This window comes from Stenotrophomonas sepilia, from assembly GCF_003244875.1.
GTDB classification, from domain to species: domain Bacteria; phylum Pseudomonadota; class Gammaproteobacteria; order Xanthomonadales; family Xanthomonadaceae; genus Stenotrophomonas; species Stenotrophomonas sepilia.
In genome coordinates, this window is the sequence record NZ_LXXZ01000053.1 from 1 (window position 1) to 19,042 (window position 19,042).

The window sequence follows — 19,042 nt, forward strand, 5'->3', positions numbered from 1 at the left end:
GGGCCGCGTTCTTTTAAAGTGCGTTGGAAAAAGGGCGGGTGGGGCCTCGGCTTCCACCGGGCCCGGTGCTGGGCGGGAAATGTGCTGCGGTTCAAGTTTTCCGGCGATCTGCGGCCCTTATGGCGGTTTTGATATTTAGTCGATAAAACGTAGGGTGAAAGTATTGCGATTTTTTTGAGGGGGCTTAGTTTGAGTGGGTAGTGAGGGAATGCCCCCTCTTCAAAGGTTTTCTAATGATTGCTTGCGCTATTGGCCGGTCAGGCTTTGTTGCCCTTGGTTATCGGGGGGTCTTCTAATGGCCCACCACCACGCCAGGCCCCTCCAACTCAAGTCGGGCGAATGGGGCGCCCGGGTGCCCGCCCCGAATGTTCGGAACGGCGACAGGCTCACTGTGGTTGCCCGGAGCGGCAGCTCCTGGGAAGCCGTGGTGGTCGGCGTGGTTTGGCAAGGCCCGGAGGTCGCGATTTGCCAAACCGCCCGGGGGCTCATGCAGTGCGGGTGCTGCGGGGAAGTGGGGCAGAAAGGGGCCTACCCCTTCTCAACGTATCCGGCAGAAATGCAGCGTTGCGACGATTGCGGGGGGGCTGCATGAAACCCCCAGCAACGCGTCGCCGCCGCTATTTCGCCTATCAACGCCGCTCTGGGTCCACGTGCTACTTCGACAAGGACATGCACGCCCACCTCCAGCGGTATCCCCACACCATCGGCCATTACCAGCTCACGCGTTTCCTGGGCACTTCCGCGTTGCTGACCGCTGAAGAAGCGGCCGCCCAAGGATGGATGGCCAAGCCCAGCCGGAGGACCGCATGAGAAGGCGCTACGTCCTCTGGCCCTCACAAGCAGGGTTCGAATGAAAGAGTTGATTGAAATCGAGAACGCCGGTTACCGCCACCGGGTCAAATACATGTGCGACTCAGAAGATGGCTTTGGCGTAGTGACTCGCCAGGAATACAGCTACCTCAAAGATGGGATTGTGGTCTGGAGTCAAGAGTTTCCGGCGGGCGTTTCGTTTCGCGAGATGGCCCTCGTTTTTATGGATTCGGGGTTGTATGTAAGAGCAGACCTGAAGGAGAAGAGGAGGAGCGGATGAGCCGCTACACGCTACAACCCAAGCGGAACAACATGCCACTTGTGGAGACCATCCACGAAACGTGGATTGACGCGCCCAGCAAAGCCGCGTTTCAAGCCCTGGCCGCCGCGCAAGGCCTGAGCATGCGCGCTGCACTGGCCCAGCTCATCGAGCAACACGCCCAGATTCGAGAACCGTTTTCCCCTCGACGCCCCACGCCTTGGACCGGAGAGGCGGCGAAGGGGCGAGAGCGCTACAAAACCGCGCTCCCCAGTGTGCAGGTGGCTCCCCAGGTCGCCATGGCCCTGCTCATCGACGCCAACCGAATCGGCATTCGTCAGCCAGAAGCCGTTCGCCAGTTGGTCTGGCGATGCATCCAAGCCAGCGCCTGACGAATCGGACTGCCTTTTGCGGGCATGGGGCCAAGGACAGCCACGCGGACGCTGGGGCGGAAGCCCCGGCCCATGTCCTAACCTCCCCGGAGGGGGCTTTTCAGGCGCGGCCCCGGGCCGCGTTCTTTTGAGATCTAGGAGAGAGAAGGCAACGGCAAAAGTGGCTCAAAGCAAAAGCGCATTGGGGGAAGGGCAGGTGGGGCCTCGGCTTCCGCCGGGCCCGACGCTGGGCTGGAAATGTGAGGTGTTTCAGGGTTTTTGTGTTTTCTGCTTTTCCCCGTCAGTTTTGTGTTTTAGTCATAAAAATGTAGGGTCAATCTATTGCGAAAAGTTGGTTTTCTTTTACTTTGAGATCAGAGAAGAGCGCTGATGCTCTTTAACCAAAGGAAACCCCATGTTGACGTTCTTTGCTTTTTGCCTCTTGGCTGGATTGGTCGCCGGATTGGCCATTGCTGATCGATTGGATGCGCTCTGATGAATACCCGCAGCCAAACCCAAGCGCCCGCCCGGTCCACCTTCGCCACCACCGCAGCCCTCCTGCGATTCCTGTTCGACGCCATGTCGGGGATGGGGGCGGCCAAGCTGGGATGGGAGATGGTGACCGACCCCAAGGCCAAGCTGTCGGACATTGCCCTCGGCGTGTCGCTCTGCCTGGCCCCTGCAGCGATTGCGGCCACCTGGGCGCTTTGCTTGTTCGGCATCGCCCAACACCACCAGCTTTTTTGAAACCCGAACCCCTGACAACCACGGAGGACCCCGCTCGTGCGAAAACTTTTCAACAAACTGCTCAACATCGCCCTTTTTGGCATGGTTCTGTTCGCCCTGGACCAAGTCCCAGAACGCCTGGATCGCATGTCGCAAACCGCCCAGAACCTGGTTCAGCAGGTGGGCTACTCGGGCCCCATGCAGGGCATCCCCTCGGGCGTGCCAGACGGTTACGAGTTCTGATGACCCCCGCACCCTGGCCATCGTCGGAGCTCGTTCGCCTCGCATGGGCGGCACGCCGGGATCCTCTTGCCCGGCAGCACCTGCTTCAGGCGTTCCAAGAGGGGGCCGATTTCCATACCCCTCTGTCCAGCAGCGATCTGAACGACGACCTGTTTGCCGTCCCTGGGGATTGCATGGCCGGGGTGGTGATTCGGGAACTGACGGGCGTCAAGGACGCCGAAGAGTGGCTGCACGCGTTTCTTCGCGCGCACGAGTTGCATCAAGCGCTGCCACCTGCTGTGGGAAGCGCTGGCAAGCGGCGCTTCTGATGAACCTGAGCACGCAGTAACGGGTGGCCAGGGCTACGCCTTGGGTTTCGCCGCGGTTTCCGCTCGCTTACCGAACTCCTTGCACCATTCGAGCATGTCTTGAACGTCCTTTAGCAGTTCGTCCGGACCCGGAAGCCAACTGGGGGTGTCGGTGGGTTGGGAGTGCTCGAATGCCGAATACTTCGTCATCATCCCGTCGATCAGTGCGCAGTCTGCTGGGGTGATTGCACTGAGCCGCTGTAGCTTGTTGAGCGTGTTGATCTCGCGCCGGTAGCGGTTGATGACGCCAGAGCAAAGTTCGTCCTCTACAGAGCGCTCAACCAAGATTCGGAAGTTGCTGCAGGCGGCCTTCAGGGCAAGCTCTTTCAGCGGCGGATCGAGCTTCTTGAGCTGTCCGATGCTGCTGACCATTTGTCCCAAGCCGGATTGTGGCTTCAGAGAGAACGTATTGATCTGCGCCGGCATGCCGGTCCTGCTTCCATCGCGGGCGATCGATTCAACCGCGACCTTGACCGTAGACTGATCGAGGTTGGCCCGCTGCTTCGAGGCGTTCTGCAGGAGAACCATTAGAGACAGCCGATGCGTGAAAACGATCACCTGGCGATGCTCGGCCAGATCCACCAGTCGTTTGGCGACCGCCTCCTCAAAGCGCTGGTCCAGGGAGGAAATGGGGTCGTCGAAGATCACGGGCATGCCCCGTTCAAGGCCCGTCGCGTCGGCCAGGAAGGCCGCCAACGCCACAATGCGTTGCTCCCCCTCGCTCAGGATTTCACGATTCTTCTGGGCACCTTGCGCGTCCTTCAGCTCAACGTAGAAGGTGAACGCCCCTTTACCTTGGGATCGATACGACATGCGGACGGGCAGCGAATGACCGCCCAACGCCTGCAACTCGGCATTGAAGCGGTCGCAATAGCCCTTGGCCAACTCCGATTCGCCGATGTCATTGCTTTTGGTCGTCAACTGGCTGGTTGAGGTGGACCGGACAGCGGCCTCCACCGTTCCCACGCGTTTGAGGCGGATCACGTCGGCCCATACCGCATCGCGCTGCTCCGACAGCCACTGTTGTGCTTTCAGCTCTGCTAGGCGGGTTTCCTTCTCCTTCCGCCCCATCGGGTCCAGCAAGCCCGCCAGCGCGTCGCGATCAGCGGTGGTTGTCTTGACCTTCTGATCGTAGGCGTTGGTCCACACCGACCACTCCACCGCCGAAGCCGTCGTGGCCCCGGCCATGGCTTTCAACCTCGCATGGATGGCCTCAAGCAGCTCAGCGGCTTGGGGGGCTTCCAAGCCAATAGCAGCGCACTGGGCCTGCCAGGCGACATCGGTGAGAGGACTGGGCAATGCCTTCTTCAGCGTCGTCAGCGCGTCTTCCGCGCTCTTGGCTTCTGTCTGCAGGGTGTCGTTGAGATAGCTCTCGAAGCTGGCCAAGCGGGCCTTGCCGTCGTCTCCCAACGGTTGCTGGCAGAGGACACAACGGGATTCGTCCCCAACGTGGGGGAAAGGGTGGTCACGGTAGGCAAGACCTGTCGAATACGCTTTTGCAGCGTCCCAAAGGGTTCGCCACACGGCGTCTCCGATGCCCTTGAGCGGCAACCCGTTGAGGAATGCCGTGGCATAGGCGGTGGCGGCCTGGCGCTTGACCTCTGCATTGCTGCGGGCATCCAAGAGGGCTTGGGCCTTCTCGTCGCTCAAGCTCTCCCTCAACGCCGAGACGCTTGTGGCCATCTGCGACAAGCGTTCCAGCTCTCCGACGGCCTTGGCGTGGGCCACTTCAGGGTTCGCCTGGGCCAGCGCGGTCTCCAGTGCCAAACGCTCATCGTTCAGTGCAGCGGGGAACGCGCAACGCTGGTTGATCTCCTCTTCGGTCAGTTTCGCCGTCAACTTCCGGAGGACCGTTGCAGCGCTGCTCTGCGCATGGTCTTCCGGGATGATGGGCAGTTTGCTGGTGAGCTTGGCCGCGCGGGCCTTCAACTGGGTGGCCAAGTCATCGGAGATCTTGATGAGCATCCCGACGAACCGCATCGCCCGGGGAAGATGGGTGGCGGTGGTGGCGCTGTCTCCGAACTCCAGCGCTGTGGCTGAGTCGAAGACCGGGACCGCTTTCAATGTCGCGTGGGGGCCGTCGGATGCTTGCCAAGTGAGATCGGCAGGCGAAGTGGTGCCGTCGGCTCGCGTCGCCGTGACTTTGATCAGAGCAGAGGCGGCAGCCGGGTTCTGCTTGAACACGTTGCCGTGGATGGATCCCTTGGCCCGCGCGCCGCAAACGTGCTTCATCAAACGGGCGTAGCCCGATTTGCCGGCCCCGTTGGGTCCGTAGACCACGGTCATGTGGCCTTGGCTGAGATCCAATGCCGCGTCCTCGCCAAGGGCATTGACGCCGCGGATGGAGGAGACCGAGTCGATGCGAAGCTCAGCGGCGGTGGGCGTCCCCAAGATGGTTCCCGGTGCCAAAGCAGGGTGGGGAGCGTCCAGCGTCTTCGCCGCGTCGGCCAGGCAGTGATTTGCCAGCGCCTCCATCTCTTCTTCGGTCGGCATGCGGCGGTGCTCGATGACCGTGGCTGCCGCCATGCGCAACCAGCTTGGGCGGCTATTCAACCAGTCTTCGAGCGTCGTGGGCGCGGTAGCCCCGTCCTTCTTTGCCATCGGTCACTTCCCTAGTGATTGGCGGTAGCCAGGAAGGCTCCGTCCCCCTTCCTCAATAGTGACGCGGGTCACATTTAGAGGCAAGTCGGTGATCGTCGTAGGAAGGGGAGCATTTCAGCGATACGCACGTCTCACATGTCAGAAGGCGCAGCGACGTGCGAGGCAGCCAGGGCGGCCGCCAAATCACGGTTCAGTGCTCGCGCTTCAGCCCGCAGTTCGCTCCAGTTCGGCGTCCCGACCGGGCCTTGCCCACGCACCGACGCGAGCCAAGCATGGGATCGCAGTCTGGCCGCTTCCGCGGCTGGCGTCGAGGACTTGAGGGCGTCCAATGCCGCCAACTGGATTTCTAGCAGGTTGATGTCCATCAGCGCCTGCAACTGCTCCGGCGCCATAGGGCTTGGCGCATGCTGCGGCAGCCACCAGCGTCGAAGTCGTTTCAGCATGTCTTCTCTTCCCTGAGATCGTTGTCGCTACTCGGGAGGATCGATAGCCACGCCACGGCTCTGGGCGTAATCCCTCACCTTCGTCAGCAGCTCTCGCTGCTGTTCGGGTTCAAGCCGCGACATCACCAGCAACGTCTCTGCCACTAGATCATTTGTGGCATGGAAATAGGCGACCGGCATGCCAAGTGCTTGGGCCAGCTTTTCCATCGTTGCAGGATCCGGCACGCGATCTCCTCTCTCGTAACGAGAAACCCTGGGAGCGGCGGAGTTTTCCTCGTCCAACCCAAGCACGGCCCCCAACTGTGCTTGCGTCAGGCCCTTGGCCAGCCGGGCCTCGCGCAAGCGGCGGCCAAACGTGTGAGCTGGGGCGAGAGGGGCAGGCATGGGCGATCACGAACCGGGAACAATCCCCAAGTCTGCCGCTTCCCATGCTGCACCGCATTTGCCAAAATGGCAAATAAGGCCATGGTGGCCGGGATCAGGGGGATGGATGAAGCAAGCGATTGCAGCCGTGGCCGTGTGCCTGGCGTTGTCCAGCGGGGCCGCCACTGCTCAGGACGGCATTCTGGGAAGGATTAGCAAGGGGTTGATGCAGGCGGGGAAAGATGCCGCATCCGCGCCTGCGACTAAGCGTTACCTAGAACCTGCCGGCACCTACTGGGACGACGGCGACCCTCCGGTGCTCGACGGCTACACCCGGATCCGGTGGGGCTTGGCGGCCACCGCGTCGGCCGGTTTCGGCATGTGCGAAGACAACCTCTTTGCCCAGGCCAAGGCCGGCGCTGCCCTGGCACCGGCGATGCGAACCCACTGCATTGGCTCATGGGGGCACCAGTTCAAACGCGTAGGCCTTCAGGGCGACCGGGCCTCTGCGTTTGAGGCCAAGGCGCGGCAGATCGCCTCCACCGACGCGTTCTACCTGCGGCCCTACATCGACGTGGAGATCGACCCCAGCACCAACATTCTCCACGCCTACGTGCTGGTCATGAACCACGACTGGTATCCCCGTTCGCCTGACTTTCTTCCGACGGCTGTTATCGGCGCTTCGCCGTTGGGCAAGGGGAGTGCGGTGGTCGGGGTCGAGCATGGCGGGCGCTACCACGCCGCGCTGCGATTGAGGCCGGAAGACGCGGCCGAGCTGCGACGGGTGGGGCGCGACGCCACGGGAGATCGAATCTTTTTCAAGGTCGTGGAGGGCAGGTTGAAGCCCAACGGCCTGCCCGACATCGTTCTCCAAATCGACCGGCTGGAGATCGGCTACAAGACCCAGATCATCGGCATCACTCCTTCCAAAGACAAGGACGCATGACATGAAGCACGCAATGATCGTGGCCGCAGCAGCGGCACTTTTGACCCTGACGGCCTGCTCTGGCGACAAGGGCCCCACGAAGGAGGACGGGGTGAAGGTCGTGGAAGGCTTTTTCACCGAGCAGGGGAGGCAGGCAACCCTCCAGCGCTCTTGGCGGTTCGAAGTGACCGACGCGGGCGGCTTGGATCTCGACTGCGAGAAGAAGCCCAATGGGGATCAAGAATGCATGGTGGGCGGGTCGGTAAAAGCGCAGGGGTCCATCGGTGGCCAGCCCACCAAGCCCGAGCCAAGCACCCTCAAGCCGAAGCTGCGTGCACTGTTCCGCCCGCAGGGCGAGGGCTGGCAAGTGGTCGAAGTGACCGACGAAGGGACGTCTGCGGGCTAAACGGGCCGCAGTCCGCCGCTTGACTGCACGCCGGTCCCGATCAAGCGTGCAGCCATCCAACAGGGGAGGACCATATGAACCGCTATCCGCCGCAGCAAGTTGTGTATGCGCCGCCGGGCCCATCCGCGCTGATCCTCCCTAGCGTCATCTTGGGCCCGTTGGGCCTGGTTGGGCTGGCGGCCGGCCTGGAGGTGATGAAGCGCGACTTCTTCATCGGCGTGGTCTGTTGTGTGCCCGGTGCGCTCGTCTTCGCGTTTTTGGCATTTTGCCTGGCGCTCCATCTCCGGGCTCAGCGGCTCTGGGACTGGCACGTCCGAACGGGGCGGATGCCGTATTTTCGGAAGCACGGCTTCCTGAAAGGGGCGCTGCTCGGGGGCGGATTGGGCGTGGTGACGGTGGTGGCGGCCGCCGTTCTGGGGTTCAAGTATGCGGAGCATCCCCAGCTTGGGGAGATCGCTACCGCAGCGTTTTACTTGGCTTGGCTCTGGGGCGTGCTGTTGATCGGCGTGCTGGCCGTAGTGTTCGGGTGGGTCAAGCGGGCGTGGGATAGAACGGCCCTGCCGGACGCCCGATGAGCCAGCGCATGGACTGACATCTTAGGCGGGATGAGAGGTGAGCACCGAACCGTGTCCTTCGTGTGTCATTCCCAGTGTGACTTGATAGGACCGACCACGCACGTTCGTTTGGAACTCAAGCCAGTCGCCGTAGGGCTTTGCCACTCGCGTAATGATCGTGCATTTGCGTTCATGAACGTAGCTGACCACTGCGCTGTAGGAAATCTCGTCGTAGGCGGTTCCGATTACGCTTGGCTCTTTGCCAAGAGTCTCGATTGCCCATTCGATCATTTGGGTAGTGCGGGCATCGTTGCGCCTCGGAGCGTTGATGGGGAGTCGGCGTTCGATTGGCGTGTGGAGGCTGCGATACTGTTCTTCTGTCAGATCAATGTTTGCGAACTTAGCTTTGTTTGCTGCGTCCAAGCGATCCCACATCTGGCAGACGAAATCGATGCTGCCGGACTGCTGCTCCACGAAAGAGGCGCCGTTCTTCTCCATCTCTGCTGCGAAGCCCAACAGGATTTCTAGAGACTGCCGAGTGTTGAGCATCACGCCCAAGTAAGCCTCCGGAACTCCTCTTCGCTGAGCCATCATCAGCAGCGCGCTGACAAACTCATCTCGCCGATCCTCGTTTTTAACCCAAGAGGGAAGGTTCTTCGGGCCCTCGCTGTCAATCGCTTTAAAGGCGATGTTCTTGTTGGCCTCCTGCATCCTTACTTTAGCTTTAAGGATGGCTTTCCCTACAAATACTGCACCGTAGACCAGTAGAGATAGGCCGCTGGTAGGGATCGCAAGGGCTAGCGCAATCAAGAAAAGGATTGTCATGTGCGTCCGAGGATGTGGAAAAAGATGTCGGTTGGGCGGAGTATACGTTCCAACTTTATCGGACGGCAGATATGTCGTGGCAACTTCATCTAAAAGTATCAAGGGTGCTCGAAAGTCAAGGGCCAAGCCGGATCAAGAGCTGGAGGATGTGGTTGCCCAAGCCAAGGCGATCACCGAGTCATGGGCAGAGCGCCACGACCTGTGGGGTGATTCTGGGCACAAGGATCCACTTGATCACTACGACACTGAGCCGGGTGAGGGTTCTTCCATTTTGACCCTCTGGTCCGAAGGTATGGTGGGGCGCTGCTTGAATGAAGGGATGGACGAGGCCGAGGAGCTCTACGCGGCATTGGAGTCCATCGGTGTATTCATTGAGCTAGATGACCACGTCACCGCCGGCTACTACCTCATTGACCAGGAGTCCGACCTTCAGAAGAGGTTCGACGAATGGGCTCGCTGGAGGTGGACCTGTCGGCTGATCGAGGCCGATACGGCGGATGTTTCCGGCGATATCTACGAATATTTTTCGAAGCGCCCAGATGACCTGTATCGGCTGAGTCCCCGTGCGTTCGAAGAGCTGATCAGCAGCGTGTTCACGGCCAGAGGCTGGCGGACTCAGATCGGACCGGGCAGCGCCGATGAAGGCGTGGATGTCCGAATGTGGATTCAATCCCCTTTGGGGGATGCCCTCACGCTGGTGCAAGCGAAGCGTTACGCCAAGCATCGTCCTATAGATCTTGATGCAGTGGCAGCCCTTGAGGCGCATAGCCTGCGGGAGAAGGCGGGCGGGTTGTTTGTTACTACGTCTCGCTACAGAAACGTCGCCAAGCGCTTTGCTAGCCGAAATAAGGACCTGATCCTCGCCGACTCATCGGACGTTGCATCTTGGTGCGAGGAGGCAAGCCAAGAGGCCATGAAGGCGAAGGCCAGGGCGCTAGCAATGACTTCGCTCGGCCCGCTGCTCGACGAGATTCGTTCCCGAGGCACGCATCCTGCGCTGGTCTTTTCCTGGAAGAGCTTCAGCTACCCGTGCTTCTGCATCGTTCTTCGAGAAACGCCGACAGGTGCTCTCCTTTTACCAATCCCTTCTCAAGCAACTCCGCCGGATGGCCTGGTTGGATATGTTCTCCCGGTGCTTGATGGGAGCTTGGTCGACCAGACACCGGGAAACGGCGTGTTCAGAGCGATTCGGCGCGAAAGCGAAGGCCGGGTCAGCTATTGGGGGAGTGGCGAGCTGTATGGTCGGTGGGATGGCAAGCCGTTGAGGTTTGATCTCTGCGACTGACCTATGGGCGGGGACGATGGTCCCCGGCACATCAGCTAGGCCCTCTGCATGTCAGCGTCAGCACCTGGTAGTCCACCCGCACTGGGTTGTAGAACTGCCGATACCAGTTGAACACGACGGTCTGGCCGACGTTGTGCTCGTTGCACGCAGGCAGCCCTTGCTGGGTGCCAAACCCGCCGTTGGGCGTGCATCCGGGCTGGCCCGTGCAGGTGGTGTAGGGCGTCGAAGCCACCACGGACGACTCGGGCCACTCCCAGCGATAGGGATTGTTGCTCTTGCCCACTAGGTCGGACGCGCACGCTTGCCGGCACACGGCCAAGGACGTGCCGCCGCTGGTCCAGTTGTAGTCGCAGTAATGCATGCCCATGTTGGAGACGCACTCAAAATCGTAAGAGTAGGCGTAGCGGATGTTCCCCGCGTCCGAAAGCGCGTTGCATTGCTCTTCATAGAAAGCCGACTCGCTCACGTTGGCGGGCCAGTTGCCGGGCATCGGTGCGGGCGTCTCCACCCGGTGGATGGGCACGTTGGCGATGGCCCAGTCCAGCTTTGCTTTCTCCGCTGGCGTCAGGCGCACCACCGCGTCGGGATACCAGTAGGAGATGCCACTCGAACCCGAGGGGGGCGGAACGTCCTGCCAATCGGCGGAGTGCCATGCCACAACCTGCAAGCTGCCATCGCTGCAGCGAGCGGCCGTGGGCTTGCACGTGTTGACCTCGTAGCGACGAGACCCGGTATCCACCCAGTGGGACCAGCCGCCGTAAGTGGGCCCGGGCAGGGTCGTGGTGCCGAACGGGCAATGGGTGAATACGTCCCTCGACCGCACCTGCTGCCGTTCCCAGGTGTGCGTGCCGGTTTGACCCGACGGGCAGGCTTGCGAAGTGGGCAGCCATTGATCCCGTTCCTCTTGGGCGGCTCCAGGGCAGGCCTGGCAATCCCTCGTCGTCACGGCCGCCACCGTCTGGGCTTGAACCCACGCCTCGGGATGCTCCCACGCGGCGTCTGAGTTTGGATCCACGTCGCCGGGAGCGCAGACCTGGCGCGTGCGCACCGTCTCTGTGCCCCACGTGCCCGCCGGACAGCTCGCCCGGGCCGCCGAGCTTTCCGATTGCCGGCACGGCACCAAGGCCGGCGGAGCCGGGGTGGGGACCGGCGTTGGGAGCGGCTGAGGCACCGGAACGCTGGGCGCAACAGGAAGCGGCGGAACCGCCGGGGAAGGCGCAACGCCAGGGCCCGGCGGCACGCTCCCAGCAACGCCTGGCACCGCATCGCTGACGCTGGGCGCGCTAGAAACGGGTCCAGCCGGGGGTGGCGTTGAGGGGCCATGGACGGCGGGCGCGGATGGCAGGGGAAGCGTGGGCACCACGGCGACCGACGAGCCGGCCACCATGCCCGAGTAATAGACGATCTCGACCACGGCCCCATCGGCCCCGCACGCCAATCCCAACCCGGGGACGTCCAAGCTCCCTCGGTTGCTCAGCAGAAGGCTGGTGTTGCCCACGATCACGTCCCGCACGTTCGCGTCGCCGGCCACGGCTGAGACGAACGGCACGCAGGCCCGGGCAGGAAGCCCGGACAGCCCCACGGTGAAGGCATCTCCTGCCAAGCGCACCGTGGCTGGGGCCACGGTCACCGCGCCGCCCCACGCGTTGCTCATGGTCGCTGCGCTGCCTTGGCGGAAGTCGGTGGGGGCCAGCCCATCTTCAAGCACGTTCAACGTGCTGACGCCGCGGAACGAGCCGACGACGCCATGGGACCGATCAACGCGGCTGGCCAGGTCCCGAACGTTCTCGACGTCCGACGCAACCTTCACCCGGGTGGTAACGCGGGGGTAGACCCAGAACGCGGCGGCCCCCATTGCGGTGGCAATCCCCAATGCGAGCAGCAACTCGACCAGGCCAAAGCCGGGGGCGGGCAAACAACGGCGAGGGCGGGCATACGGTGTCATGCATTTCAGCATGCGACACAACCGCGTTTTGACAAGCCCTTACGGCAGTTCTTGATTTTAGTCAAAAATCTTTCAAATCAATGGGTTGACATCGGTTGGCGATGTGGTTGGATCGTGGTGAAGGAGCGGTTTAATGGGTAAGCCGACCTATCCACAAAAAGAGAGTGAAGACATGAAGATTCATCCCGTCGAGCCTGCCAGCACTGACCTGGCGCATTTCCAACTCCACACCGCCGCGCGGTTCCTGGACCGCACCAATGGCCTCAACCAGCTGGCCGACAAGCACCGCAGGATCCAGCGCTTGGCCACCCGCGCCCGCCATGAGCGGCGTTGGAAGAAGGAAGAGGAGCGCTTCGCATGAGCCTTTTGAACATGGCCCTGCTGTTTGTCGGTCTCCTGGGCACCACGGTGTTCTACCAGGACCTGGTCGCCAACCCCATCACCGCTGGGCGCGCCCTGGTGCGCCTCTATCGCGTGTCAGCTCCTGTTCGACAGGGCAGCAAGGCCCAGGAAGCATCCCGGCAGTGGTGGAGCATCATGCTGGTGCCGTTCTACGCGTTGGTGGCCTTGGTGCTCATCGGGGTTTTGGGAAGTGGGCAATGAGCGCCGGGACCGAAAGCCTCATCAGGGCCATCCAAACCAACGACCCGCTGGCGTTTTATGGGTGGCTCCACACACTCAAGGGGACGCCCGACCTGGACGCTGGCGTGGCCGGCGATCCCGGCATCACTGCGTTGGCCGTCGCGAGCGTCATGTATTCCAAGGCCATCCAGTCGGACCGGATCTTGGCGGCGCGCTATGCGGCGATGGTGGAGGCGCTCATGGACGCCGGGGCAAATCCGTTGGTTCGGATCGGGGAGCGGTTCGTGGTGCGACGGGGGCACACGGGGAAGCTGGAGCGGCGACGGGTGGACGAAGGCCGAACGCTGGCGGAGGTCTGCGGGGCCGTTCTTTGCCCGGCCATGCAGGCATGGTTCGCACGCCATACCGCGGATTTGATGAACACCCACCTTCACCGCTACCACCCAGCGTTCATCAAGACTCAGCAACCGGTCGCTGAAAAGGTTTGAAGCACGTGCCGGCGGCTACTCGCCGCCGAAAGGCGTCGTGGGAGAAGGGGCGGGGAGGGCCACGGCTCCCGCCGCGGCCTGGGTCGCTGAATCCCGGACGTCTGCACGGCGAAAACCCTCTGGATGCAGAGGCCCTTGCGGGATTAGGTTTGCAGCCTAGTGTGTTGCATGACCTACCCATAAAAGGATCTCTATCATGCGTCTCGTCGTCTGTTGTTTCAAAGGGGGCGTTGGCAAAACGACGCTTTCGCTCAATCTTGCTGCGCTCTTCGCCTCCCAACACCGAGTTTTGGTGAACGACCGAGATCCGCACTGCTGTTCTGTTGCCTGGGCCGCGCTTTCCGACGAAACCCCATTCACCGTGGGCCGTTCGGCCTCCCCCGGGTTCGACTTGGAAATCCAAGACCTGCCGCCCAGCGCCCCAGTGAAAGATCAGCTTCCGGATGGCGACCTCTACATCGTTCCCACTCTGCTCGACGGCGGGAGTTACGTCGTCTACCTGCATACCATCGAGACCCTCCGGAAGCAGGGCAAGGCCTTCCTACCGGTGGCCAACCGGGTCAACATCAAGCGGGCTGAACACCGCCGGCGGCTGGAAGACCCGGAGCTGGCCGGGGCCATCGTCATCCCCGAGCGCGCTGCGCTGGGAAGCTTCTATGAGCTGGGGGAGACCGTCTTTTCCATGCGCGGCGCGGGCGTGGCTAACGCCCGAGAAGATATATTGCGGGTAGGTCAGGCTATCCAAAAAAGATTGGCCAACCCAGGCCGGGGGAATGCATGATGGACATCCCAATGCTGCCCCTGCCGGACCTCATGGCTGCCAAGAAGACCCCCGCCAAGAACGCCGTTGCCAAAGCCCGCAAAGACCTGTCCAAGGCCGCGAAAGTGGTCCACGCCAAGCCGCAACGCACGTATGCGCCGCTCATTGATCTGGACCAGTTTTCCGAAGAGCAGCTGGCAGAGCTGATGGTGGCTGCAGGGGACGCGCCTGGGCGGAAGACCTACTTCGATTTCCAAGAAGAGCGGCCCTACTTGCGGGACGGCCAGAGGGTTCATCTGGACGTGGGACGCGACTCCACCATGTTCGACTACCGCGACGAGAACGGGGCGCGTGTGGAGCGAACGATGGTCACCGTGCCGCCCAAGCTCCGGGAGCAGATTCAGGACGTCACCGGGGAAGAACAGCCGATTCTCACCACCGCGCTCATTGCGCTGGCTTCCTGGGCTTGCCAGGAGCTCAAAAAGAGCAAGCGTCGCCTCGTCGTGACCACGGCAACCGATGACCTGGATCCAATGCGGAGACAGGTTCGGAAAGCCATCGTGGGGCGGGCGAGGAAACAACGGTAGCCCTAGGTTGGTAGTGAACGACAGGCGGCCATGGGCCGCCTTTTTTATGGCTGGCGGCGGGTGGAAAGAGCAACGGAAAAAGCGGCTAGAGCAAAAGCGTTGTGGAGAAAAGGCGGGTGGGGCCTCGGCTTCCGCCGGGCCCGTGCTTGGCTGGAAGTGTGAGGTGTTTCAGGGTTTTTGTGTCTTTTGCGGTTGCCCGTCAGTTCTGCACTTTAGTCAAACAAATGTGTTGTTTTTGGGTTTACATTTTTATGCCCTGTCGTAACCTGGATTCATAGGAAGGCAATACCGCTGACCCGAAAACAAACAAGGATTCATCATGAAAACCCCTCGTCGTCAAACCCTCGAAAACCGCGCCGCCCGTTTGGGACTGCGACTCTCCGAAGCTGGGCTCCACGTCAAAATGGAAGCCGCCAACAACTGCGAAGCCATGCCGCGGTGGGAGCTTTCGGACGGGAAATACCAAGACAGTCTTTGCGGGTATGCCACCCTGGCCGAGGTTTCCGAAGCGTTGGATCACGAGGAAATCGCTGCAGAGCTATGAGCAGGTCCTACGCCATCCCTCGGGTGGCAGTGAAAGACAGGCGGCCATGGGCCGCCTTTTTTATGGCTGGCGGCGGGTGGAAAGAGCAACGGCAAAAGCGGCTAGAGCAAAAGCGTTGTGGAGGAAAGGCGGGTGGGGCCTCGGCTTCCGCCGGGCCCAGTGCTGGGCTGGAAATGTGAGGTTTTTCAGGGTTTTTGTGTCTTTTGCGGTTGCCCGTCAGTTCTATACTTTAGTCAAATAAATGTGTTGTTTTGTGGTTTACATTTTTTGGGTCTGTCGTAACCTGGATTCATAGGAAGGCAATACCGCTGACCGAAAAAGACAAAAAGGTAACCGCCATGCAAAACAACACTTTCACCATCGAAGCCGACTACTCCACCAACAGCTGGGGCAGCAACTGGGAGTCCATCGACAACGCGGAATACTCGACACTCGCCGAAGCCGAAGCCGGCATGGAAGATCTGGAGCAGAAACTGGGCTGGCGCAACATGCGCATCGTGGATGAAACGCGTTTTGTTTGGGCCTACGGACAGGAGGGCGAGGATGAAGATGCCTAAGCTCTATGCCATCCAATCCAAGCAACCGGCCTCACGCCGGTTGCTTGGGCCGCACAAAGAACTGATCTACGTCGATGAATGCAACGTTCTGATTGAAAGCGATGCGCATGTCTTTGACTTCCGCGAGCTTCTCAGGCTCTACAAAGAAGATTTGGAAAGGCGGAAGAGCAACCTATTTCCGGACACACCCTATGGCGGGTAACCTCTACGCCATCCAACCCAAGCAACCGGCCTCGCGACGGTTGCCTACGGTTCGCATTGCCCCGGACAAGGTCGCTCAGTTCCGGGCTCTAGCTCGCCAGAAGGGGCTTACTCCCACCGCCGCCCTTGCTGCCCTGGTGGCCGCCCATGCCGACATCCGCCAGCCGTTCGGGCCCCGAGTCCGTGCCCAGCATGGGCCTGATGGGATGCGCTACGGAGCGGTGCTGCCCGATCCCAAGGTGTCTGAAGAGGTGGCCTTCGGATTGGTGGAAGACGCCCGAGCTGCCGGTATCTCGTTGGGCGAGGCTATGCGGCAACTGGTGGACCGGTGCCTGGAGCAGAGCCGGTGAAGAAATGGAAAGGAAAAACGGCGGCCTGAGGGGCGCCTTTTTTATGACTTGGGTTCGGAGAAAATGCTTTCGAAAGGAGCAGGTGCCCATTGCTGGGGGCAGGGGTAGATGGTTGGGGGATAGTAGAGCGGTGGCTGGGGCGGAAGCCCCGGCCCATGTCCTAACCTCCCCGGAGGGGGCTTTTCAGGCGCGGCCCCGGGCCGCGTTCTTTTGAGCTCTAGGAGAGAGAAGGCAACGGCAAAAGCGGCTCAAAGCAAAAGCGTGGTGGAGAAAAGGCAGGTGGGGCCTCGGCTTCCGCCGGGCCCAGTGCTGGGCGGGAAATGTGAAGCGTTTCGGGTTTTTGGGTTTTCTGCGGTTGCCCGTCAGTTCTGCACTTTAGTCAAATAAATGTGTTGTTTTAGGGTTTACATTTTTATGTCCTGTCGTAACCTGGATTTGTAGGGGGGGGCTATGACGCCGACCCAAAAAAGAAAAGATAACCGCCATGCTCATGCGTCATTTCTACCACTGCTCCCGCAATGCCAACCTGGCCGACCAGCCCTTGGAGCCCTTTGATGGGCAAACCTCTGAAATCCGTGGCCTCTGCTTTTCGGATGGCGAAGAGCAGCATTTCGGGCCCCACAGTTACCAGATCAGCCTCCCAGACGACTGCGATTTTCTCACCGCCAACTTGGTGTGGAACATGAAGCTGGCCGTGGAAGAAGGAACCCGGGCGGTGGGCAGGAATGGCGAACAGCTCCAGTTGACCCTCACCATGGCCGAGCAAGCCTGCAAGGAAGCCATGGCAGAGATGGGCTATGACCTGGACGATGAAACCGTTGAGTTTGTTTTTTGCCGCGCCATTGAGTTCGACGATTGCGATGAGAGCATCGGCGGTGACGATAGCGACTGTTGCGACCCCTGGGATGAGCAGATCGACGGCTGGGGCCTGCAAAGCGTTCGGGCCCTGGTGGCGCACAAGCTGGGCTTGGTGGGGGCCGCCATCGATGATGAAAACGGCCAGTGCTACATCAGCGCCAACCCGGACCTGGTGCTGAAAAAGGTGGAAGAGGAAGAGGTGTCTTGAAAGTAAGGGCGGATCAATGGCCGTCCTTCTCTTGTCTGCTCCCCCGTCACCGCTGGCCCCATACACTCTTCCCCATGACTCCACTTACCACCCCAGACGGCCGTTACCTCATCGTCCGAGGGCGCCTCTGGCGAACCACCAACCCGGGCCTAAGCGAGCCGCAGAGGGAGCGACTGGTCCACGAGCTGATGGACGCCCGGCGTGCCGTGAAGTCAGCAAAAGCCAACCAGGATGGGGAAGCACTCGCCGCCGCGCGGCGCGCCGTGGACAGCGCAAAGAGGGGCTTGGGCGAACGTGGTCCGGTGTGGTGGACGGATGGGGAGAGGGACTGGAACCGGCACCTGGTGAAGAACTCCCCTTATGCCGGGTGGTTCCGAAACATGGATACTCGCGAGACCACACCACGGAAAGGAAGTGAACATGCTGAAGGGTGAAGCGAAGATCGATGTCCCGGTTTACAGCGATGACGAGAGAGATATTGAGCAGGGCATGGACCCTATCATGCACGGAATCCTCATCACTCCCTCAGATCTCAAGCCCGTGCCAGGCAAGCCTGGTGTCTATGTCGCCGAGCATAAGAATCCAAACGTCACGGTGACAGTAACGGTCCAGGCGGACGGCAGCACGACCATTGAAACGGACCCCGAATCCGACATTTTCGAAAACACGTTGCATGTCTGACCAGTGACTACTGCTCCCGGCTCTCGGTGACCATCCGAGCCCAGGCCACGCCTAGCTGCCGCACCACATCCGCCCACGCGCGGTATTCTTCCAACGGCATCGGGGCCTCCAGCCCACGCTTCACCCGCTCCAAGTATTTGGTCTTCCGGGCCATCGCTTCTCGAAACCGCAACTCCGCTTCCTCCAACCGGTCAGCACGCCGACGCTCCTGCAGCTGGGCGAGCCGACGAATCGAATCAGGATTGGTGGAGAGCGTTCTAGGGGCATGAGGCAGGGCCTGGCCTCCGGTCATCGGGACGCGCTTGTGGTTGCTCACCGGGTCCATCACTCGGTGGCGCCAGCACTCCCTCCAGTCGCCCACATCGAGCGGACCACCGCCTGGCACGTCCAACTCAACGACGATCCCATGGGCCTCAATGAGCGCCCACACGGCCCCTAGGAACGCGTCTGGCGGCACTCGCAGAAGGATCACCTGGCCCTCTGCCAGCACCTCGCCCCCGTCCCTCAGTCGTAACGCCAGCAGGGCCTCGCTCAGTGCCAAGGCATCGCCTGACCGGGTGCTCCAGCCCACCAAACCCACCCTCTCCCCATCCACCTCACCCGACCAGGCATAGACCCTGAAGCGGGGCTTAGAGAAACGTGCCGACAGATGGGAGAGCACGCGCTCGCGCTTCGAGTGACGGCTCAACGGGGTGAAGTGGTTCTCCGCGTAGAGCAACGCAGATCGCCGACGCTCCAGCAGCAGGGCCACCCGGTCAGGGGCCGCCTTCGCTTGCCACTCCGACCAGCTCACCACATCTCGCAGGCCCTTGGCAGCAGCGCAGGGACGGCAGGCAGGCACCCAGTTTTCGACAACGCCAGCGGGGCCGCCCAGTTGAGCGGGCACCAGTGACGTAGCCGTCCATGACTTTGGAGAGGACAGGTCCAGCGGAGCGGAGCAGAAGGCGCAGGCGTTGCCGAACTCGGCCAAAACAGCCTTGCGTTGCCACCCGTTGGCCTTGCCCTCCAGCGGGGCGTCGGCTTGGGCAATGGCATTCAAGAAGGGGGACAGCTCAAGCACGGAACACCCCCCAGCCGTTCTGCGTAGGCCGAGCACCTGGATCGCAGAACGGCTGGGGGGTGT

At 61.5% G+C, this 19,042-nt stretch carries 27 protein-coding genes; 21 read left to right on the forward strand and 6 right to left on the reverse strand.

Annotated features, from left to right (window positions below; all coding sequences use genetic code 11):
* Positions 1 to 850: 850 nt before the first annotated feature.
* The 5 genes from A7X97_RS09985 (at position 851) to A7X97_RS10005 (ending at position 2,717) form a co-directional block, all read left to right on the forward strand.
* Positions 851 to 1,090, forward strand: a complete 240-nt coding sequence (locus tag A7X97_RS09985; RefSeq protein WP_040008402.1) for a hypothetical protein — start codon at positions 851 to 853, stop codon at positions 1,088 to 1,090.
* Positions 1,087 to 1,461, forward strand: a complete 375-nt coding sequence (locus A7X97_RS09990; RefSeq protein WP_040008400.1) for a hypothetical protein — start codon at positions 1,087 to 1,089, stop codon at positions 1,459 to 1,461. The genes A7X97_RS09985 and A7X97_RS09990 overlap by 4 nt, the downstream gene beginning before the upstream one ends.
* Positions 1,462 to 1,935: 474 nt before the next feature.
* Complete coding sequence (locus tag A7X97_RS09995) at positions 1,936 to 2,187, forward strand: hypothetical protein (protein ID WP_040008397.1); 252 nt, start codon at positions 1,936 to 1,938, stop codon at positions 2,185 to 2,187.
* Between the two features lie 36 nt (positions 2,188 to 2,223).
* Positions 2,224 to 2,409, forward strand: a complete 186-nt coding sequence (locus A7X97_RS10000; RefSeq protein WP_008268538.1) for a hypothetical protein — start codon at positions 2,224 to 2,226, stop codon at positions 2,407 to 2,409.
* A complete protein-coding gene (locus tag A7X97_RS10005) occupies positions 2,409 to 2,717 on the forward strand; it encodes a hypothetical protein (RefSeq protein WP_040008394.1) in 309 nt (102 codons plus the stop codon). Before A7X97_RS10000 ends, A7X97_RS10005 begins: the two co-directional genes overlap by 1 nt.
* Positions 2,718 to 2,750: 33 nt before the next feature.
* On the opposite strand, the gene A7X97_RS10010 is transcribed toward A7X97_RS10005, so the two are convergent.
* The 3 genes from A7X97_RS10010 to A7X97_RS22250 form a co-directional block, all read right to left on the reverse strand.
* Positions 2,751 to 5,357, reverse strand: coding sequence for an AAA family ATPase (locus A7X97_RS10010; protein ID WP_245884980.1), 2,607 nt, complete (start codon positions 5,355 to 5,357; stop codon positions 2,751 to 2,753).
* A 131-nt stretch (positions 5,358 to 5,488) separates the two neighbouring features.
* Complete coding sequence (locus tag A7X97_RS10015; protein ID WP_146260237.1) at positions 5,489 to 5,800, reverse strand: hypothetical protein; 312 nt, start codon at positions 5,798 to 5,800, stop codon at positions 5,489 to 5,491.
* A gap of 27 nt (positions 5,801 to 5,827) precedes the next feature.
* Positions 5,828 to 6,184 (reverse strand): helix-turn-helix domain-containing protein, encoded by a 357-nt coding sequence (locus A7X97_RS22250; protein WP_031421721.1) that lies wholly within the window; start codon positions 6,182 to 6,184, stop codon positions 5,828 to 5,830.
* A 106-nt stretch (positions 6,185 to 6,290) separates the two neighbouring features.
* Here A7X97_RS22250 and A7X97_RS10025 point away from each other — a divergent pair, with 106 nt between their 5' ends.
* The 3 genes from A7X97_RS10025 to A7X97_RS10035 all read left to right on the forward strand — a co-directional run bounded on the left by A7X97_RS10025 (position 6,291) and on the right by A7X97_RS10035 (position 8,069).
* Positions 6,291 to 7,109 (forward strand): hypothetical protein, encoded by an 819-nt coding sequence (locus tag A7X97_RS10025; RefSeq protein WP_008265097.1) that lies wholly within the window; start codon positions 6,291 to 6,293, stop codon positions 7,107 to 7,109.
* Position 7,110: 1 nt separating this feature from the next.
* Positions 7,111 to 7,494, forward strand: coding sequence for a hypothetical protein (locus tag A7X97_RS10030; RefSeq protein ID WP_049441146.1), 384 nt, complete (start codon positions 7,111 to 7,113; stop codon positions 7,492 to 7,494).
* A 74-nt stretch (positions 7,495 to 7,568) separates the two neighbouring features.
* Positions 7,569 to 8,069, forward strand: a complete 501-nt coding sequence (locus tag A7X97_RS10035; RefSeq protein WP_232281411.1) for a hypothetical protein — start codon at positions 7,569 to 7,571, stop codon at positions 8,067 to 8,069.
* Between the two features lie 21 nt (positions 8,070 to 8,090).
* Here the strand turns inward: A7X97_RS10035 and A7X97_RS10040 are convergent, their stop codons facing one another.
* Positions 8,091 to 8,873: a hypothetical protein gene (locus A7X97_RS10040; RefSeq protein WP_040008391.1), complete on the reverse strand. Its 783-nt coding sequence runs from the start codon at positions 8,871 to 8,873 to the stop codon at positions 8,091 to 8,093.
* Positions 8,874 to 8,949: 76 nt separating this feature from the next.
* Here A7X97_RS10040 and A7X97_RS10045 point away from each other — a divergent pair, with 76 nt between their 5' ends.
* Positions 8,950 to 10,158, forward strand: coding sequence for a restriction endonuclease (locus tag A7X97_RS10045; protein ID WP_157635959.1), 1,209 nt, complete (start codon positions 8,950 to 8,952; stop codon positions 10,156 to 10,158).
* Between the two features lie 31 nt (positions 10,159 to 10,189).
* Here the strand turns inward: A7X97_RS10045 and A7X97_RS10050 are convergent, their stop codons facing one another.
* On the reverse strand, positions 10,190 to 12,103 hold the full coding sequence (locus A7X97_RS10050) for a type 4 pilus major pilin (protein ID WP_008265185.1): 1,914 nt from the start codon (positions 12,101 to 12,103) through the stop codon (positions 10,190 to 10,192).
* Between the two features lie 133 nt (positions 12,104 to 12,236).
* On the opposite strand from A7X97_RS10050, the gene A7X97_RS10055 reads away from it, so the two are divergent.
* The 12 genes from A7X97_RS10055 (at position 12,237) to A7X97_RS10105 (ending at position 17,919) form a co-directional block, all read left to right on the forward strand.
* Positions 12,237 to 12,464 carry a hypothetical protein gene (locus A7X97_RS10055; protein ID WP_130519086.1) on the forward strand — a complete coding sequence of 76 codons (228 nt, stop codon included), beginning with the start codon at positions 12,237 to 12,239 and terminating at the stop codon, positions 12,462 to 12,464.
* Positions 12,461 to 12,706, forward strand: coding sequence for a hypothetical protein (locus A7X97_RS10060; protein ID WP_008266668.1), 246 nt, complete (start codon positions 12,461 to 12,463; stop codon positions 12,704 to 12,706). Before A7X97_RS10055 ends, A7X97_RS10060 begins: the two co-directional genes overlap by 4 nt.
* Positions 12,703 to 13,173, forward strand: coding sequence for a hypothetical protein (locus tag A7X97_RS10065; RefSeq protein WP_040008379.1), 471 nt, complete (start codon positions 12,703 to 12,705; stop codon positions 13,171 to 13,173). The genes A7X97_RS10060 and A7X97_RS10065 overlap by 4 nt, the downstream gene beginning before the upstream one ends.
* 196 nt (positions 13,174 to 13,369) lie before the next feature.
* Positions 13,370 to 13,954 (forward strand): ParA family protein, encoded by a 585-nt coding sequence (locus A7X97_RS10070; protein WP_031421740.1) that lies wholly within the window; start codon positions 13,370 to 13,372, stop codon positions 13,952 to 13,954.
* 11 nt (positions 13,955 to 13,965) lie between these two features.
* Positions 13,966 to 14,520 carry a hypothetical protein gene (locus A7X97_RS10075; protein ID WP_008267180.1) on the forward strand — a complete coding sequence of 185 codons (555 nt, stop codon included), beginning with the start codon at positions 13,966 to 13,968 and terminating at the stop codon, positions 14,518 to 14,520.
* Positions 14,521 to 14,839: 319 nt separating this feature from the next.
* Positions 14,840 to 15,064 carry a hypothetical protein gene (locus tag A7X97_RS21695; RefSeq protein ID WP_146260238.1) on the forward strand — a complete coding sequence of 75 codons (225 nt, stop codon included), beginning with the start codon at positions 14,840 to 14,842 and terminating at the stop codon, positions 15,062 to 15,064.
* Between the two features lie 338 nt (positions 15,065 to 15,402).
* On the forward strand, positions 15,403 to 15,621 hold the full coding sequence (locus A7X97_RS10080; RefSeq protein ID WP_053451585.1) for a hypothetical protein: 219 nt from the start codon (positions 15,403 to 15,405) through the stop codon (positions 15,619 to 15,621).
* Complete coding sequence (locus A7X97_RS10085; protein WP_053451584.1) at positions 15,608 to 15,823, forward strand: hypothetical protein; 216 nt, start codon at positions 15,608 to 15,610, stop codon at positions 15,821 to 15,823. Before A7X97_RS10080 ends, A7X97_RS10085 begins: the two co-directional genes overlap by 14 nt.
* A complete protein-coding gene (locus A7X97_RS10090; protein ID WP_053451583.1) occupies positions 15,813 to 16,172 on the forward strand; it encodes a hypothetical protein in 360 nt (119 codons plus the stop codon). The genes A7X97_RS10085 and A7X97_RS10090 overlap by 11 nt, the downstream gene beginning before the upstream one ends.
* 484 nt (positions 16,173 to 16,656) lie before the next feature.
* Positions 16,657 to 17,238 carry a hypothetical protein gene (locus A7X97_RS10095; protein ID WP_040008370.1) on the forward strand — a complete coding sequence of 194 codons (582 nt, stop codon included), beginning with the start codon at positions 16,657 to 16,659 and terminating at the stop codon, positions 17,236 to 17,238.
* A 74-nt stretch (positions 17,239 to 17,312) separates the two neighbouring features.
* The gene (locus A7X97_RS10100; RefSeq protein WP_083797396.1) at positions 17,313 to 17,672 is read left to right on the forward strand and encodes a hypothetical protein; all 360 of its coding nucleotides are present in this window, start codon (positions 17,313 to 17,315) and stop codon (positions 17,670 to 17,672) included.
* Positions 17,659 to 17,919: a hypothetical protein gene (locus tag A7X97_RS10105; RefSeq protein ID WP_040008368.1), complete on the forward strand. Its 261-nt coding sequence runs from the start codon at positions 17,659 to 17,661 to the stop codon at positions 17,917 to 17,919. Before A7X97_RS10100 ends, A7X97_RS10105 begins: the two co-directional genes overlap by 14 nt.
* A gap of 7 nt (positions 17,920 to 17,926) precedes the next feature.
* On the opposite strand, the gene A7X97_RS10110 is transcribed toward A7X97_RS10105, so the two are convergent.
* On the reverse strand, positions 17,927 to 19,042 hold a 1,116-nt coding region (locus A7X97_RS10110), incomplete at its 5' end, for a hypothetical protein (RefSeq protein WP_218958784.1).

Bases quoted from the DNA above. Each gene is read 5' to 3' on its own strand.
- A7X97_RS09985 (WP_040008402.1), top strand. From the start codon at position 851: ATGAAAGAGTTGATTGAAATCGAGAACGCCGGTTACCGCCACCGGGTC.
- A7X97_RS09990 (WP_040008400.1), top strand. From the start codon at position 1,087: ATGAGCCGCTACACGCTACAACCCAAGCGGAACAACATGCCACTTGTG.
- A7X97_RS10100 (WP_083797396.1), top strand. From the start codon at position 17,313: ATGACTCCACTTACCACCCCAGACGGCCGTTACCTCATCGTCCGAGGG.
- A7X97_RS10055 (WP_130519086.1), top strand. From the start codon at position 12,237: ATGGGTAAGCCGACCTATCCACAAAAAGAGAGTGAAGACATGAAGATT.
- A7X97_RS10010 (WP_245884980.1), bottom strand. From the start codon at position 5,357: ATGGCAAAGAAGGACGGGGCTACCGCGCCCACGACGCTCGAAGACTGG.
- A7X97_RS10095 (WP_040008370.1), top strand. From the start codon at position 16,657: ATGCTCATGCGTCATTTCTACCACTGCTCCCGCAATGCCAACCTGGCC.
- A7X97_RS10040 (WP_040008391.1), bottom strand. From the start codon at position 8,873: ATGACAATCCTTTTCTTGATTGCGCTAGCCCTTGCGATCCCTACCAGC.
- A7X97_RS21695 (WP_146260238.1), top strand. From the start codon at position 14,840: ATGAAAACCCCTCGTCGTCAAACCCTCGAAAACCGCGCCGCCCGTTTG.
- A7X97_RS09995 (WP_040008397.1), top strand. From the start codon at position 1,936: ATGAATACCCGCAGCCAAACCCAAGCGCCCGCCCGGTCCACCTTCGCC.
- A7X97_RS10090 (WP_053451583.1), top strand. From the start codon at position 15,813: ATGGCGGGTAACCTCTACGCCATCCAACCCAAGCAACCGGCCTCGCGA.
- A7X97_RS10015 (WP_146260237.1), bottom strand. From the start codon at position 5,800: ATGCTGAAACGACTTCGACGCTGGTGGCTGCCGCAGCATGCGCCAAGC.
- A7X97_RS10030 (WP_049441146.1), top strand. From the start codon at position 7,111: ATGAAGCACGCAATGATCGTGGCCGCAGCAGCGGCACTTTTGACCCTG.
- A7X97_RS10035 (WP_232281411.1), top strand. From the start codon at position 7,569: ATGAACCGCTATCCGCCGCAGCAAGTTGTGTATGCGCCGCCGGGCCCA.
- A7X97_RS10085 (WP_053451584.1), top strand. From the start codon at position 15,608: ATGAAGATGCCTAAGCTCTATGCCATCCAATCCAAGCAACCGGCCTCA.
- A7X97_RS10105 (WP_040008368.1), top strand. From the start codon at position 17,659: ATGCTGAAGGGTGAAGCGAAGATCGATGTCCCGGTTTACAGCGATGAC.
- A7X97_RS10070 (WP_031421740.1), top strand. From the start codon at position 13,370: ATGCGTCTCGTCGTCTGTTGTTTCAAAGGGGGCGTTGGCAAAACGACG.
- A7X97_RS10065 (WP_040008379.1), top strand. From the start codon at position 12,703: ATGAGCGCCGGGACCGAAAGCCTCATCAGGGCCATCCAAACCAACGAC.
- A7X97_RS10050 (WP_008265185.1), bottom strand. From the start codon at position 12,103: ATGACACCGTATGCCCGCCCTCGCCGTTGTTTGCCCGCCCCCGGCTTT.
- A7X97_RS10025 (WP_008265097.1), top strand. From the start codon at position 6,291: ATGAAGCAAGCGATTGCAGCCGTGGCCGTGTGCCTGGCGTTGTCCAGC.
- A7X97_RS10060 (WP_008266668.1), top strand. From the start codon at position 12,461: ATGAGCCTTTTGAACATGGCCCTGCTGTTTGTCGGTCTCCTGGGCACC.
- A7X97_RS10005 (WP_040008394.1), top strand. From the start codon at position 2,409: ATGACCCCCGCACCCTGGCCATCGTCGGAGCTCGTTCGCCTCGCATGG.
- A7X97_RS22250 (WP_031421721.1), bottom strand. From the start codon at position 6,184: ATGCCTGCCCCTCTCGCCCCAGCTCACACGTTTGGCCGCCGCTTGCGC.
- A7X97_RS10075 (WP_008267180.1), top strand. From the start codon at position 13,966: ATGCTGCCCCTGCCGGACCTCATGGCTGCCAAGAAGACCCCCGCCAAG.
- A7X97_RS10080 (WP_053451585.1), top strand. From the start codon at position 15,403: ATGCAAAACAACACTTTCACCATCGAAGCCGACTACTCCACCAACAGC.